The 15,359-nt window shown below is 37.2% G+C and carries 13 protein-coding genes; 9 read left to right on the top strand and 4 right to left on the bottom strand.

What is annotated here, in order from left to right; genetic code table 11:
• The 3 genes from I2F23_RS00875 to dcd form a co-directional block, all read left to right on the top strand.
• Nucleotides 1-250, top strand: a 250-nt coding sequence (locus tag I2F23_RS00875) for a poly-beta-1,6-N-acetyl-D-glucosamine N-deacetylase PgaB (protein ID WP_215728602.1), incomplete at its 5' end; no start/stop codon positions are given.
• Between the two features lie 179 nt (nt 251-429).
• Complete coding sequence (locus I2F23_RS00870) at nt 430-2,148, top strand: thiamine pyrophosphate-dependent enzyme (protein WP_195770699.1); 1,719 nt, start codon at nt 430-432, stop codon at nt 2,146-2,148.
• 78 nt (nt 2,149-2,226) lie between these two features.
• Nucleotides 2,227-2,796, top strand: coding sequence for a dCTP deaminase (dcd, locus tag I2F23_RS00865; RefSeq protein WP_023273668.1), 570 nt, complete (start codon nt 2,227-2,229; stop codon nt 2,794-2,796).
• A 32-nt stretch (nt 2,797-2,828) separates the two neighbouring features.
• Here the strand turns inward: dcd and I2F23_RS00860 are convergent, their stop codons facing one another.
• Together I2F23_RS00860 and I2F23_RS00855 are read right to left on the bottom strand one after the other, a co-directional pair.
• Complete coding sequence (locus I2F23_RS00860; protein ID WP_195770698.1) at nt 2,829-4,547, bottom strand: proline--tRNA ligase; 1,719 nt, start codon at nt 4,545-4,547, stop codon at nt 2,829-2,831.
• A gap of 132 nt (nt 4,548-4,679) precedes the next feature.
• Nucleotides 4,680-5,312 (bottom strand): hypothetical protein, encoded by a 633-nt coding sequence (locus I2F23_RS00855; RefSeq protein ID WP_195770697.1) that lies wholly within the window; start codon nt 5,310-5,312, stop codon nt 4,680-4,682.
• A 266-nt stretch (nt 5,313-5,578) separates the two neighbouring features.
• Between I2F23_RS00855 and pilG the strand changes: the two genes are divergently transcribed.
• The 6 genes from pilG to I2F23_RS00825 all read left to right on the top strand — a co-directional run bounded on the left by pilG (nt 5,579) and on the right by I2F23_RS00825 (nt 13,932).
• Nucleotides 5,579-5,962, top strand: coding sequence for a twitching motility response regulator PilG (pilG, locus tag I2F23_RS00850; protein ID WP_407647976.1), 384 nt, complete (start codon nt 5,579-5,581; stop codon nt 5,960-5,962).
• Between the two features lie 30 nt (nt 5,963-5,992).
• Nucleotides 5,993-6,361, top strand: coding sequence for a response regulator (locus tag I2F23_RS00845; protein WP_195770695.1), 369 nt, complete (start codon nt 5,993-5,995; stop codon nt 6,359-6,361).
• A gap of 22 nt (nt 6,362-6,383) precedes the next feature.
• Nucleotides 6,384-6,911, top strand: coding sequence for a chemotaxis protein CheW (locus tag I2F23_RS00840; RefSeq protein WP_195770694.1), 528 nt, complete (start codon nt 6,384-6,386; stop codon nt 6,909-6,911).
• 53 nt (nt 6,912-6,964) lie between these two features.
• Nucleotides 6,965-9,013 carry a methyl-accepting chemotaxis protein gene (locus tag I2F23_RS00835; protein ID WP_195770693.1) on the top strand — a complete coding sequence of 683 codons (2,049 nt, stop codon included), beginning with the start codon at nt 6,965-6,967 and terminating at the stop codon, nt 9,011-9,013.
• Nucleotides 9,014-9,128: 115 nt separating this feature from the next.
• Entirely contained in the window at nt 9,129-13,481 is a 4,353-nt protein-coding gene (locus tag I2F23_RS00830; RefSeq protein ID WP_195770692.1) for a hybrid sensor histidine kinase/response regulator, read from the top strand.
• Nucleotides 13,471-13,932: a hypothetical protein gene (locus I2F23_RS00825; protein WP_228284818.1), complete on the top strand. Its 462-nt coding sequence runs from the start codon at nt 13,471-13,473 to the stop codon at nt 13,930-13,932. Before I2F23_RS00830 ends, I2F23_RS00825 begins: the two co-directional genes overlap by 11 nt.
• Nucleotides 13,933-13,955: 23 nt before the next feature.
• On the opposite strand, the gene dapE is transcribed toward I2F23_RS00825, so the two are convergent.
• Together dapE and I2F23_RS00815 are read right to left on the bottom strand one after the other, a co-directional pair.
• The gene (gene dapE, locus I2F23_RS00820) at nt 13,956-15,089 is read right to left on the bottom strand and encodes a succinyl-diaminopimelate desuccinylase (RefSeq protein WP_195770691.1); all 1,134 of its coding nucleotides are present in this window, start codon (nt 15,087-15,089) and stop codon (nt 13,956-13,958) included.
• A 113-nt stretch (nt 15,090-15,202) separates the two neighbouring features.
• Nucleotides 15,203-15,349 (bottom strand): entericidin A/B family lipoprotein, encoded by a 147-nt coding sequence (locus tag I2F23_RS00815; protein WP_195770690.1) that lies wholly within the window; start codon nt 15,347-15,349, stop codon nt 15,203-15,205.
• Between the last annotated feature and the right edge of the window lie 10 nt (nt 15,350-15,359).

Raw genomic sequence — 15,359 nt, 5'->3', positions numbered from 1 at the left:
TGCAGACATTGTGAAACGTTTGAAACAATATCCAAATGGTATTCGTAAATCTGTTGTTGAATTACAAGCGGTTGATTGGAGACAAAACAGTAAGCCTATTCCGACACAGGAGTTAGCAGATACGATTAAGTCTTTGTATCAACAAGGTGTGATGCATGTGGGATATTATCCGGATGATCCAATTACAGGTAATCCTGATACTAAAATTATGCGTAAAGCATTTGATATAAAGCATAGTGACATGCCTTAAAACGATATTTTTTCTTTTTAAAAGATAGCTTTAATAGCTATCTTTTTTATTTGTCTATATAAAATATAAAGTGATATTTCTATACAAATTTGAGACATAAGTGAACGTATTTTTTTTAAAAAAGAGAAGAAAATACATTAAAAGTAAGTCGTAAAAAAATAATATTAAAGGAAATAGAAATGACAAAAAAAGTATCGGATCTAATTGTAGAAGTTTTAGAGGATGCAGGTGTAAAACGATGTTATGGCATTGTAGGTGATACACTAAATCATATAACGAATTCTATAGCAAAAAGTAAAATTGATTGGGTTCATGTACGCCATGAAGAGGTAGGTGGTTTTGCTGCGGGTGCAGATAGTTTAATGAGTGGAGAACTAACAGCATGCGCAGGTTCTTGTGGCCCGGGCAGTTTGCACTTTATTAATGGTCTCTATGAGTCTCATCGTAATAAGGCACCTGTCATACTTATTGCGAGCCAGCTTTCAACAGATATAGCGGGATTTGTTGATTTTCCTCAATATGTCGACTTTAAATCTGTTTATGAAAAATGTAGCGTATTTTGTGAGGAAATTACACAAGCATCTCAAGCACGTCGTATTTTTACGCTCGCTTGTCAGGCAGCTATAAATAAGAAAGGGGTTGCAGTTGTTATTGTTCCTGCAAACATTAGTGAAGCTCACATAGAAGATGATGATAGTTTTCGTACTTATGTTACTAATCCTCAAGTTTTACCCGCACAGAGTGAACTTTATGAAATTAAAGAATTAATCAATAGCTGTGAGAATATAACGATTTATGCAGGTGTTGGTGCAGCACAGGCACATAAGCAACTTATTCAGTTAGCAGAAAAAATTAAAGCACCAATTGCGCATACTTCACGTTCTAAAGATTTTATCGAATATGACAATCCTTATAATGTAGGAATGACGGGCGTATTTGGTGCTAAAGCTGGCTATCATGCTCTCATGGATTGTGACTTATTAATATTACTTGGAGCCGACTTTGCATGGTCTCAGTATTATCCACATCATACTAAAATTATACAGATAGATATTAACCCAGAACATTTAGGGCGACGTCATCCAATTGAAATTGGAGCAGTAGGGCAAATTCATACGACTTTGGATGCATTATTGCCTTTGCTCAATGAGAAAAGTGATAGCTCGTTTCTAACGCATATATTATCGCTTAAGCAGCAAAGTGATCAAACGCGTAAAGAAGAGGAGAGGGTCGGCAAAAATGGCTTAATACATCCACAATATGTCGTTTCTTTACTGAATAGATATGCTACAGATGATGCATTTTTTACTGCAGATGGTGGTTCTCCAATGGTCTGGATTTTGCGCCATATTGATGTGAATGGAAAGCGTAGAACATTGACCAGTTTATTGCATGGCACGATGGCAAATGCAATGCCTCAGGCTTTAGGTATACAAAAGGCATTTCCATCTAGACAAGTCATTGCTATTTGTGGTGATGGTGGCTTAGCCATGCTTTTAGGCGATTTATTAACAGCGGTTCAAGAAAAACTACCCATAAAAATTGTTGTTTTAAATAATAGTTCTTTAAATTTTGTGGAATTAGAGCAGAAAGTTGAGGGACTTTTAGATCATTATACAGATTTAATGAATCCCGATTTCGGGAAATTGGCAGAAGTAATTGGTTTTTATGGTCGTACTATTAAAACAGGAGAGGGACTAGAGCAAGCGGTACAGGAATTTTTAGAACATGATGGTCCAGCATTATTAGACGTTCATACCAACCCTGTAGAGTTAGTTATGCCTCCTGACCCTCATCTTAATCAGGTTACATCTACTTCTTTATATGCGGTCAAAGCACTTCTTTCTGGACGGGGAGAAGAAGTCAAAAACCTGTTGCTGAATAATTTCGTGAAGTAGCCCAATACACGACTTTGAATCAGTTATATTTTCAGTTAAAGTACGTGCAGAGATATGATTATTTAATTTGGAATAAATATGGCAATTAAATCTGATCGTTGGATTCGCGAGATGAGCCGTGAACATGGCATGATTGAACCTTATGCAGAAAATCAGGTTCGTTTTAATGATCAAGGTGAAAAGCTGATTTCATATGGTGTTTCAAGTTATGGATACGATGTACGTTGTGCACCTGAGTTTAAAGTATTTACAAATGTGCATTCGGCAATTGTAGATCCTAAAAATTTTGATGATAAGAGTTTCATTAATATTGAATCAGATGTATGTATTATTCCACCTAACTCATTTGCTTTAGCGCGCACAGTGGAGTATTTCCGTATCCCACGAAATGTATTAACTGTATGCCTAGGAAAATCGACATATGCACGCTGTGGTATTATTGTTAACGTCACACCACTTGAGCCAGAGTGGGAAGGTCATGTGACATTAGAATTTTCGAATACGACGAATCTTCCTGCAAGAATTTATGCGGGAGAGGGTGTTGCGCAAATGCTATTTTTTGAAAGTGATGAAGTATGTGAGACATCCTACAAAGACCGTGGTGGCAAATACCAAGGTCAAACAGGTGTAACATTACCTAAAGCATAAAAAAACCGCTCATTTTGAGCGGTTTTTTTGGATTAACTTTTCAGTTTTTCTAAAAGTTCATCTTTATTTAGGTTCGTAGCTGTCTCATCTCTACGGCCTTTGTATTCGAAAGTGCCTGCATCTAGACCCTTTTCTCCAATAACAATACGATGAGGAATACCAGTTAATTCAAGGTCGGAGAATTTAACTCCCGGACGTTCATTTCGGTCATCTAGCAATACATCGTAACCTAGCTTTAGTAACTCTTCATAAAGTTCTTCTGCAGCTTCAAGCGTGCGAGGAGATTTATGTCCATTCATTGGGACAATCGCAATATCAAAAGGTGCTAATGCTTTTGGCCAAATAATGCCTTTATCATCGTGATTTTGTTCTATTGCTGCTGCAATGACGCGGGTAACACCAATGCCATAGCAACCCATAGAAACAATAGTCGGCTTTCCATCTTCACCAAGTACAGTGCAATTTAATGCTTCTGAATACTTCTGTCCGAGTTGGAAAATATGACCAACTTCAATACCACGTTTAATTTGTAACGTGCCATGACCATCTGGAGATGGATCGCCATCTACTACATTACGCAAGTCATAGACTTCAGAATAGGTAGCATCTCTGTCCCAGTTAAGACCAGTAGCATGTTGGTCTACTGTATTAGCACCTGCTACAAAATCTGAAAGTATAGAAGCTGCTCGATCTACAATGACAGTAATGCCTTTCTCTTTTAGGCCTTGTGGTCCAATATATCCAGCAGTTAAACCATGCGATGCGAGCTGCTCTTCTGTAGCAAACGTGAGCGGAGCTGCAATATGTGGGTGTGATTCTGCCTTAATAGTGTTTAGTTCGTGATCACCACGTACAAATAATGCGATTACAGGAATTTGTGGATTTTCTTCTGAAGCCACACCTTGAACCAGTAACGCTTTTACTGTTTGTTGTGCAGGTACCTTCAGATAATCGGAAACTTTAGCAATCGTATTTTGATTTGGTGTATCTACGATTTGCATGTCCTGTTGAGCAGTTGGTCTATCACCTACTAAAATAGCTTCTGCTTTTTCAACATTTGCAGCAAAGTTTGACTCCGTTGAAAAAACGATAGCATCTTCACCACTTGATGCAAGTACATGAAACTCATGCGAAGCAGAACCACCAATAGAACCTGTATCTGCTTGTACTGGTCTAAAGTTTAAACCAAGACGTGTGAAAATACGACAATAGGTATCGTACATAACCTCATAGGTTTCTTGTAGAGATGCTTGATTAATATGAAAAGAATAAGCATCTTTCATAATAAACTCACGCGATCTCATAATACCAAAGCGAGGACGAATTTCGTCTCTAAATTTGGTTTGAACCTGATAAAAATTCAAAGGCAATTGCTTATAACTTTTCAGTTCATTGCGTACCAGATCTGTAATTACTTCTTCATGTGTTGGGCCGAGCACAAAATCGTTATTATGACGATCTTTGAAACGTGTTAACTCAGGACCGTACTGTTCAAAACGACCTGATTCTTGCCATAAGCTTGCAGGCTGAACAACAGGCATGAAGACTTCTAGTGCACCAGAGCGATCCATTTCTTCTTTAATGATTTTTTCAATCTTATTCAGGACACGTTTCCCCGTGGGTAGCCATGTATATAATCCTGACGCAAGTTTACGAATCATCCCTGCTCGAAGCATGAGCTGATGTGAAATAATTTCAGCATCGCTCGGGTTCTCTCTGAGTGTTGCAAACAAAAAGCGACTCGCGCGCATTTGAAGTTGTCCTAATACCAAAAATAAAATACAAACTTTACTTTACATCATTAAAAGTAAGGCGACCGTTAAACCATCAAAGTCTAATCGTGCAGTTTGGTAGAAAATGACGAAGAAGTAAATAACTTCTGGCTAGCGTTCTTCCAATTTTTTTAATCTATTAATGATCTTGTCGTATTGCTGTTCAGTTTGTTCATATTGAGTCTGTAAATCGTTCATTTTCTTTTGTGAGTCACGAATACGATTTGTAGTTTGCTCAATATTATTTTTCAATGATTTCGGTACAATTTTATTTCGATAGAGAAGTTCAAATTCATCATGACGAAGGTCTCTTAGATATCCTTGCAAAGAATCATATTGTTTGCTTTGTAACGCAATTTTGTCTTGAATTCCCCGTAATAAATTATTCTTACGTTTGGTTGCAATGTTGCTATGCGTATAAATTTGTCGAACTTTTTCATTTAAAACATCTTGTTCGGCTTCTTGCTCTCGTTTTTGTCTAGATATTTCAGTATTTTGTAATGCAGGTACTTTTTGTATAAGTTCCATATTCCCATTAAGTACATCATATCCATTACGTATATGTTCTGGAGAAACAGATGTACTAATTAATGGTACCCCTTGACGATCGTAATATCTGTACCAAGTTGTTGCAAAACTGGTTTGATTAAAAATAAAGAAAAAAAATGACACAAAGAAAGAAGACAAAATTGTTTTGCTTAAATGACGACGACTTTTTGGTGAAAAAACGTGTTTTAAGTACATTAGAGTCTCAAAAAAGTAATAAATAGAGTAATAAGTACGCTATTATCAACCGAATACTTTTTAATGCTCAAGTGTTATTTTGAAATTAGCTGAAATAGTTTGAGTTGTAAAAGAATATTAATTTAGAAATGATATGGTTAGCGAGTTTGTATTAATTTATTTATTGAAAATTCCACTAAATGAATGTTTAATAGTAAGTAATAAGCTCGAAAAGTTGTTGACTAAATAAATTAACTGATTAGATGAGCATTTAAAGCATCATTCTAATGCAAGGGGATAAAATGAGCAGTCTAAAGGTAATGGTCATTGACGATTCTAAAACTATTCGTCGTACAGCAGAAACGCTATTACAGCGCGAAGGTTTTGAAGTGATCACGGCTGTTGATGGTTTTGAAGCATTGTCAAAAATTACAGAGACCAGTCCAGATATCATATTTATTGATATCATGATGCCACGTCTAGATGGTTATCAAACATGTGCTTTGATTAAGAATTCACAGCAGTATAAAGATACACCAATCATCATGCTATCAAGTAAAGATGGCTTGTTCGATCGTGCCAAAGGGCAAATTGTTGGGTCAGATGAGTACCTAACTAAACCGTTTAGTAAAGATGAGTTAGTAAATGCTATTCGCACTTATGTGAAGTAGCTGATTTTTTTGTAATTTTGGGGGAAAAAAATGAAAGCAAAGCGTATTTTAATTATCGATGACTCACCGACTGAAGTATTTCGTTTTAGAGAAATATTGACAAAGCATGGCTTTGAGGTGATTGAAGCGAATAATGGTGCAGATGGTGTGACTGTCGCAGCAGCAGAGAAACCAGATCTTATCCTTATGGATGTAGTAATGCCTGGTGTAAACGGTTTCCAAGCAACGCGTCAAATTTCTCGCTCTGAACATACAAAAGATATCCCAGTCATTATTGTTAGTACGAAAGATCAAGAAACCGATCGCGTATGGGGTAAACGTCAAGGCGCCAAAGATTACCTAACTAAACCAGTAGATGAGCAAGCATTACTCGATGCAGTTCAGTTAAATCTTTTATAAAAGAATTTAGTTAGGTCCAATTATGGCGGCAAATGGCTTTCTTGAGTTACTACGCCTTGCAAGACAAGGCGATAAACATCAGCAAGCAATTGCTGATAGTGTAAATAGATGGTCTGGGATTGCTTTTGAATTACAAGAGCAATCTTTTGTTGTGCCTTTAGGTGAGGTGGCCGAGGTCATGTACTGTCCTAGTCTGACACCTGTCCCTAAAGGAGAGTCTTGGTTAAAAGGTTTATCAAATATACGTGGACAGCTATTAACTGTCGTTGATCTCACGGAATATTTATTGAATAAGCCAACAAAAAGAACGCGACAGCAAAAAATCTTATGTTTGCAACATCACGATCATTATATTGGTCTGATGGTCGATGAAGTAACGGGACTTCAGCATTTTAATAAACAAAGTTTTTTTTCGCGTAATTCTAAGCTAAATACAAGTGTAGAAAAATATTGTTCTGGGTATTTTGACTATGATCAAAAAACCTGGAATGTCTTTTTATTTAGCAAATTAATTAAAGACTTTAGACAAATTACGACTGCATTAAGCTAATTGTTTATAGATTATCTTGTTACATACTGTTGATTTTTAGGGGGAGAAGCCACATGGGCTTTAAAGATACGGGAAGTAGTAACGGCATTTTTAGGAAACTAGATGCCTATTTAAATGAAGTGGGTAGTGGTTTTGGTAAAAAGAAAGCTGTAAGACCGCTAATTCTACTTGCGTTTTTTGGTATTATTTTTACATTCTTTATTTTGTTTGCTATTTTCTATAGTACTTCAAAGCATAATGGGGTGACTCAAAGTTTATCTAACTTAAAACTTTTATCACAGGTTGCTTCTCGTCAAGTTGTCGATGCGACATCGACAACGGGCTCTGATGAATCGTTTACTAAACTGAAAGAAAGTAGAGATCTTTTTAAAGAAAACTTAAAGGTTGTTGAAGGTTCTTTTGAGGTTAAAGGTGATATTGGTAAGATTGACAAGGAATGGGCTGAAATCTCCGAAAAAATTGATGTTGTAACAAGCAACAAAACAATTTTGAGCGACTTAAGAGCAACAACGATTAAGATGGACCAAATTATTCCTGGGATACAATCTCAGTATAACTTGATCGTTGATGAGATGATTAAACGTCGTTTACCTACTGGGCAAATTGCAAATGCGAAAGATCAAGTGATTCTAGCAGAGCGTATGCTTAGATCGATGCATGATATTACAAGTGTAACGAAAGCTGAAAATACAGATGCAGCAAACGAGTTTAAAGATACCACAGAAACATTTGGTACTTATTTGAATGCACAGATTGAAGGTGACTTAGATCTTGGTGTTGAAAAAGTTGCAGATGCAGATCTTCGAAACAAACTCATTGATATGAAAAAGCAGTACGATGAAGTTGTAAAAACAGATGCTGCAATTGTATTTAATAACTCGAATAAAGTAACTGCTGTACAAAAAGCATCTGCATTCATTATTCAAGAATCAGATATACTGTTAAAAAATCTTGATGAAATTTCAGTTTCCTCGTTCTTTAGTGTTTACTTACCTCGTATTTTACTTTTAGTTGGATTCGTAACATTCATGTATGCGCTTTATAAGTTATTTGGTTTACGTGCCGAAGCCGATAAAGAGCGTATTCAAGAATTAAAAGAAGAGTATGATCGTAACCAAGAAGCAATTTTACGATTACTTGATGAAATTGCCGACTTGGCCGATGGTGACTTACGTAGTTACGCAACAGTATCTGAAGACTTTACGGGGGCAATTGCCGATTCGATTAACTTCGCAATTGACCAATTACGTGACTTGGTATCGCGTATTTATCAAACATCACAAGAAGTTTCTGTCTATACACAAAATACGCAACAAGTAACAAGCAGTTTGACACAAGCATCGCAACAACAATCAGATGAAATTTCTGGTGCATCTAAGGCAATTAACGCAATTGTATTGTCTATTGGTGAAGTATCAAACAACGCGAATGAGTCTACAGAAGTTGCGAAACGTTCGGTTGAAATTGCATCGAATGGTGCAGATGTCGTAAACCGTTCTATGCATGGTATGGATAATATTCGTGAACAGATCCAAGAAACATCTAAGCGTATTAAGCGTCTTGGTGAATCTTCGCAAGAAATTGGTAACATCGTATCGTTAATTAATGATATTGCAGACCAAACAAACATCTTGGCATTAAATGCAGCCATTCAGGCATCCATGGCGGGTGAAGCAGGTCGAGGCTTCGCGGTTGTAGCCGATGAAGTACAGCGTCTAGCTGAACGCTCTGCATCTGCAACAAAACAGATTGATGGATTAGTACGTACGATTCAGGCCGATACAAACGAAGCCGTAATTTCAATGGAACAAACAACATCTGAGGTTGTACGTGGTGCAAACTTAGCGAAGGATGCGGGTCTCGCACTTGATGAGATTCAAACGGTATCTACCTCGCTTGCGCAATTGATTGGTAACATTTCTAGCGCAGCACAGTTACAGTCATCTTCAGCAAGTCAAATTGCAGATACGATGAATGTTGTACAAGAAATTACCGCTCAAACAACTTCTGCGACCTTCGATACAGCACAATCTGTTTCTGAGCTTGCAAACATGGCGGAGTCATTAAGAGAGTCTGTATCTGACTTTAAGCTACCAGAATAAATGTAGCCCTCTTATATTCTCTAATTATCTTAGATATTTTAGCCATTACGTTGACCTATAAGCCTATAGGTCAACTGTAATTACTCAGGCTAAACAGATAAAGTTTGAGCAAGCGATGAATGAATTAGTGCAAAAGCTAATAGCAGACGTTCCTTTGCCGGAAGATAGCTATTTAGATCAAGATGCAGAAATTATCGATATTTTTATCGAAGAAGCTGCAGAAATCATTGTAGAGCTTAAAGACCTGTTTGTAGTTTGGCAGGAAAATCTACATGATATTGAGTGTGTAAAGACAATACGCCGCCATTTCCATACATTGAAAGGTTCTGGGCGAATGGTGGGTGCAAATCAAGCAGGTGAGCTTGCTTGGTGTGTTGAAGATCTATTAAATAGTATTCTTCATGATAACGATAAAATTACATCGGATATTCAACTGTATTGCTTAAAGGCATTCGAGTTCTATAGCTCGGAGGTCTATCCTTTTATTGAGCGTCATGAAGCATTAGATACAGATATTCGACCTTTCGTATATCTTGGTAAAGCATTGAAAGATCAGCAAGAAGTTGATCCATCACTAAAAGCAATGCTACTCCATGGCCAAGCTGTTGAGGAAGAAATTCCACAAGAAGAGCCAGAATCAACCCAAGTAGCTCCATCTATAAATGAAAAAGAGCTAGATCGTGTTGATGAAGCATTACCAGAAACCGAAGAAATTGATACATCAGCACCTGTAATTAATGGGGTAGTTATTTCTCAGGAAACGCTGGCAATTTACTTTGATGAGGCTTATGAGCACTTAGATACGATTCGTCAGTATTTAGATGAAGCTCAACCTACATCTAAACAAACAGCTTCACTTGTTCGTAGCATACATACGCTAAAAGGCAGTTCAGGTATGGCTCATATAGAGCCGATTTGTGTTGCAAGTGCAAATGTTGAATTGTCACTAAATAGTGAACTACAAGAAAGAAATGAGCTACATTTAAGTTTAGATCTTTTACCACAGTTTGCAGAATTTTTATCTCACTATTTACAGGGTCTCAAAGAGGGTAATGCGTCTTTGAGAGACGAAGCGACAGAAAAATTCCAAAGTGTATGGGACAATTATTCGCAATACATTAAAGTGGTGGATACAGATAAACCACTTATTAATGAAATTGTCGAGCTAGGTGTTGATGATTTACTAGATATTAGCGAAGAGTTTCCTACACTTGTTTGGGACGCTGCTGAAGATTATCTAACAACATTAATTGACCAAAGTGAAAACTTGGTAGATTGGGCAAAAGAAAAACATTTATTTGATTTAGAAGATTATATTTCTAAATTAAGAGAAGGTTATATTCTTTTACTTACAATTGCATTTACAGATTATGATCTTCTGAAGAAAGCAGCACCACTTCTGAATGAATCACATGATAATCTAATTGTTTATTTTGATTACATTGCTTCGGGGCAAATTAATCAGATATTACTAAGTCATAAAGATGATCTTAGTGAAGCTATTGGTCAAATCAGTCACTTATTCTCTGAATCTGAATATTTTGAAGAGAAGGAATTGAGTGACACAAATATTACCCAAAAAGCGAAACAGACATCAGAGAATTCGATTCAACAAATTATTCAAAAGTTGAGCTTGGATAAACAAACAGTTTCGAATTATACGTCTAATATCTTAGATGATGCCGAACTCATTGAAATTTTCCTCGATGAAGCTGAAGAGATTATGGGACAGATAGATATCGATTTATCTGCATTCCAAGATAACTTTAGCGACACTGATGCACTTAAGAATCTGATGAGATATTTACATACCCTTAAAGGGAGTGCAAATATGATTCAGGCTGAGAATTTTGGTTTAATTGCCCACCATTTAGAAACAATTTATGAGTCTTTGATTTATCAAAAAATAGATCCAAGTCAATCACTCATAGATATTGTTCGACTTATTCAAGATCAATTGGCAGACCGCATTGACACGATCCGTCATTCTGGTATCGACTATTCGAATGAACATACACTCAGTATATTGGATCATCTAAAAGGTGGTGTTTATCAGTATGATACGTCATTCGATCAGACGAATCTTACTAAAGTAGAGCCAGTCAATACACAGCCATCTGTTACAGAAAGTGAAGTTTCGAATTTTGCGGCAATTACACCTGAATTTAGAGATCATGCATCTGGCCAGTTAAGCAATTTGGTTAAAGCATTTACAGCATGGACGGATGATCGTCGAAATCGTAGCTTACTACTTTCTGTTCAGCGTACAGCACACGTACTCTTTGATGATGCAAAAGCGATTGAAAAAGGGATTGTCTTTGAGTTTGCAAACCTACTGGTTGATGCATTTGAAAAATTTGCAGTTTATCAAGTCAGTACAGATGTTCACGATAGTCTAATCTTTAGTATCTTTAATAAAATACGTCGTATTTTAGATGGTGAAGATGCGAGTAAAGTCGATTTAGCTGAAACTAATAAAGCATTACAGAAAATGCAACTTTCTGATGAAAGTATTGATGTAAATGCAATTGCTGGTGGCCCTCAGTATGTTACAGGAGATGGTGCTGAACCACCATCGATGATGGGTGAATGGGAAAATGATAGTGAGGCTTCTCAGACATCTGAGATGATTCGAATATCATCTAATCTCGTTGATAAAGTCTCTAACCTGACTGCAGAAAGTTCAATTAACCGATCTCGTGTAGAGATGGGAATGAACCAATTCAGCGCAACATTGTCTGAGATGGAGCTTGCAGTTAAGCGTCTATCTGACCAGTTGCGTCGAATGGAAGGTGAGCTTGAAACGCAAATCTTAGCAAAACATACCGTCGATGATGGGCAGTATGAAGACTTTGACCCATTAGAAATGGACCAATATTCGTCTTTAAACCAATTGTCTAAGTCACTTGCCGAGTCTGCATCGGATTTACTTGATTTTAAAGCGACACTTGCGGAGAAAATTCGCGACTCTGAATCTCTTTTATTAGAGCAAGCGCGTATTCAAACAGATATCTATGATCATTTGACTAGTGTAAGGCTTGTGAGCTTTTCATTAATTGAATCTCGATTACAACGACTCGTAAGGCAAACCTCGGGTACTGTAAATCGTGCAGTAGATTTTGAAGTGAATAATTCACGTCTAGAAGTCGATAGAAGTATCTTAGACAAGCTTGTCGCACCTTTAGAACATATGATTCGTAATGCCATCGACCATGGTATTGAGGATTCGCGTGAAAGACTTAAAGCAGATAAACCTAAAGCAGGTAAACTGAAAATTTCTCTAAATCGTCAAGGTACAGATATTATTATTGATATCGAAGATGATGGTCGAGGAATTAATGTTGCGAAGGTTCGTCGTAAAGCAGAGTCAAAAGGGTTAATTTCGAGTAATGATCATCTGTCTGATGAAGATATCTTACAGTATATTTTCCACTCAGGATTCTCAACAGCGAGTGAAGTGACGCAATTATCTGGTCGTGGTGTAGGGCTTGATGTTGTAAGAAGTCATATCCGTGCACTTGGTGGAATTATTTCAGTGAACTCTGTGCCAAATAAAGGGACAAAGTTTACAATTCAAATTCCAACAATTGTTGCAGTGACTGATGCCCTTATGATTAAGGCAGTGAATCAGCAGTTTGCATTACCGTTGTCTCAAATTGAGCGTATTGTACGCTTACAACCAACAGTTGTAGAAGAGTATTTTGCAAGCTCCTCAGAATATTGTGAAATTGAAGGTAAGCAATATCGCTTACGTTATATTTCAGAATTCTTGGGTTATGCAAAGCAACCTACTTTTAATACAAATGAATCTTTACCTGTTATTTTACTAAAAGGTTATAACAACCAAACAATTGCATTGCTTGTGGATCAGTTGGTTGGGTCGCGTGTAGAGATTGTGGTGAAACCACTTGATAATCAATTGAAAGATATTGAAGTACTCAGTGGAGCAACAATTCTTGGTGATGGTAAAGTGTGTCTCATCTTAGATGGACAAAACATTGCCCGAGTTGCGCAAAACAGTCAACGTAGTGTCGACTTGGCAAGTGAGCTTGATCATCAACGTCAAAAAGCAGATGTTAGACATCTAGTGATGATTGTCGATGACTCTGTGACAGTACGTAAAGTGACATCAAGACTCCTTGAGCGTAATGGTTATGAGATTGTGACTGCAAAAGATGGTGTCGATGCCATTGAAAAGTTAGAAACAATACGTCCAGATGTTATGTTATTGGATATTGAGATGCCTCGAATGGATGGTTTCGAAGTTGCGAACCAAGTACGTCACCATGAGATTCATCATCATCTTCCAATCATTATGATTACATCAAGAACAGGTGAAAAGCATCGCGAGCGTGCCTTAAGTCTTGGTGTAAATGATTATATGGGTAAACCATTCCAAGAAGATACTTTACTTGAGCAAATTGAAAATGCGTTAAAGGCATCTAAAGGTGAGCAAGATGGTGAATAAATCGATGGTGCAAACTGATTTAAATATTGCATCTGCACAAGGGTTAAGTGATCTGATTGCAGTTTCAACAGGTTTTGTTGATATTTTTAAGATTGAATGTCATCAACAACCACCAATGATACTGCCTCAGAACCTTATTTTATCTGTACAGAGTCACCGTACAGGTGTAAAAACGATTAATTGGCATGATCTAGAACTTCCAGTGTATGCAATACATCAACCTGATTTGGATGAAGGTACTGCATTAATTGTAGAAGGTGAGATGCCAAGTCGTCGATTTGTGATTTTATGCAATGAAATGCCTGAACCACTGCGGTTACGTATTTCGGAAGTTGTCGATATTGATGAGAATGTAGAAGCTAAGGCTGAAGTATTTCAGTATGTAAGCATTCGAAATGAGATGTGCCAAATTCCTAAATTAGACCCAATTTACGAAAGTATCATCAAATAAAAAAAGGGCTTAAAGCCCTTTTTTTATGCAAGTAAATTGACCAAGATTTCCTCATAAATTTGAGCAAGAGGCTCTAAATCAGCTACATTCACGTGTTCATTCACCTGATGAATTGTTGCATTCAATACGCCAAGTTCAATCACTTGAGCGCCTGTAGGGGCAATAAATCGGCCATCAGATGTACCACCACTGGTAGAAAGTTGTGTGCATGAGCTAGTCGTTTTTTCAATGGCTTGCTGTGTAGCTTTAACAAGATCGCCAACAGGCGTAATAAATGGAAGTCCAGAAAGGTTCCATGTAATATCATAATCTAAATCATTTTTATCTAAAATAGCAGTCACACGTGCTTTTAATTCTTCAGCAGTGACTTCCGTAGAGAATCTAAAATTACATGTAATTTCTAATGTATCGGGAATAACATTCGTTGCACCTGTGCCCGCATGTATATTAGAAATTTGAAATGAAGTTGCAGGAAAGTATTCATTACCTTCATCCCAAACTGTCTTACATAATTCATCAATGGCTGCTGTTGCAAGATGAATCGGATTTTTCGCGAGGTGTGGGTAAGCAACATGACCTTGTTTACCCTGAACAATAATTTTAGCGTTGAGCGAACCTCTACGACCATTTTTTACAATATCACCAAGTGTATTTGTACTTGACGGCTCACCAACAAGACACCATTTAATTTTTTCCTGACGATTTTCTAACGTTTCAATAACCTTCACTGTTCCATTTTTTGCAGGCCCCTCTTCATCAGATGTAATGAGGTACGCTATAGAACCTTTATGTTGAGGATGCTTTTCTATGAAACGCTCTGTCGCGACGACCATTGCAGCTAGGGCAGTCTTCATATCTGCACTACCTCGACCATAAAGTTTTCCATCACGAATTTCAGGTGCGAAAGGGGCAGAGTCCCATGCTTCTAGGCTACCTGTTGGAACGACATCGGTATGGCCGGCAAAACAGAAAACGGGTTCAGTAGTACCTTTACGTGCCCATAAGTTATCTACATCTTCAAACCGCATTGACTCAATATTGAAGCCAATCTTTGAAAGACGTGCTGCAATAATATCTTGGCATGTATGATCGTTTGGTGTAACAGAGGGTTGTTGTAAAAGTTCTAAGCTAAGATCGAGTGTTTCTGAAGACTGCATAAATAAATTTTAACATCATTGAAAGTTAACCCATTATCATAAAGCAGAATTTAAAATAATCAAAAATAAAAAAAGCCCCACTCAAAAGAGTAGGGCTTTATATGCTTACTGAATTATTTCATTTGAGACTGTGCTTTTGTTGCTGTACTTGATACTGCATGCCCAGCGCTAGATACATCTTGTCCAACCCCACGGAATGTATTACAGCCAGTTAAAGTAACAGCAGCAATTGCAATTGAAGCAAAAATAACTTTTTTCATGATTTTCTCC

It is taken from the genome of Acinetobacter pollinis (genome assembly GCF_015627175.1).
Classification (GTDB): Bacteria; Pseudomonadota; Gammaproteobacteria; order Pseudomonadales; family Moraxellaceae; genus Acinetobacter; species Acinetobacter pollinis.
This window is presented reverse-complemented; position numbering and strand designations above follow the sequence as displayed.

Bases quoted from the DNA above. Each gene is read 5' to 3' on its own strand.
- I2F23_RS00870 (WP_195770699.1), top strand. From the start codon at position 430: ATGACAAAAAAAGTATCGGATCTAATTGTAGAAGTTTTAGAGGATGCA.
- dcd (WP_023273668.1), top strand. From the start codon at position 2,227: ATGGCAATTAAATCTGATCGTTGGATTCGCGAGATGAGCCGTGAACAT.
- I2F23_RS00860 (WP_195770698.1), bottom strand. From the start codon at position 4,547: ATGCGCGCGAGTCGCTTTTTGTTTGCAACACTCAGAGAGAACCCGAGC.
- I2F23_RS00855 (WP_195770697.1), bottom strand. From the start codon at position 5,312: ATGTACTTAAAACACGTTTTTTCACCAAAAAGTCGTCGTCATTTAAGC.
- pilG (WP_407647976.1), top strand. From the start codon at position 5,579: ATGCAAGGGGATAAAATGAGCAGTCTAAAGGTAATGGTCATTGACGAT.
- I2F23_RS00845 (WP_195770695.1), top strand. From the start codon at position 5,993: ATGAAAGCAAAGCGTATTTTAATTATCGATGACTCACCGACTGAAGTA.
- I2F23_RS00840 (WP_195770694.1), top strand. From the start codon at position 6,384: ATGGCGGCAAATGGCTTTCTTGAGTTACTACGCCTTGCAAGACAAGGC.
- I2F23_RS00835 (WP_195770693.1), top strand. From the start codon at position 6,965: ATGGGCTTTAAAGATACGGGAAGTAGTAACGGCATTTTTAGGAAACTA.
- I2F23_RS00830 (WP_195770692.1), top strand. From the start codon at position 9,129: ATGAATGAATTAGTGCAAAAGCTAATAGCAGACGTTCCTTTGCCGGAA.
- I2F23_RS00825 (WP_228284818.1), top strand. From the start codon at position 13,471: ATGGTGAATAAATCGATGGTGCAAACTGATTTAAATATTGCATCTGCA.
- dapE (WP_195770691.1), bottom strand. From the start codon at position 15,089: ATGCAGTCTTCAGAAACACTCGATCTTAGCTTAGAACTTTTACAACAA.
- I2F23_RS00815 (WP_195770690.1), bottom strand. From the start codon at position 15,349: ATGAAAAAAGTTATTTTTGCTTCAATTGCAATTGCTGCTGTTACTTTA.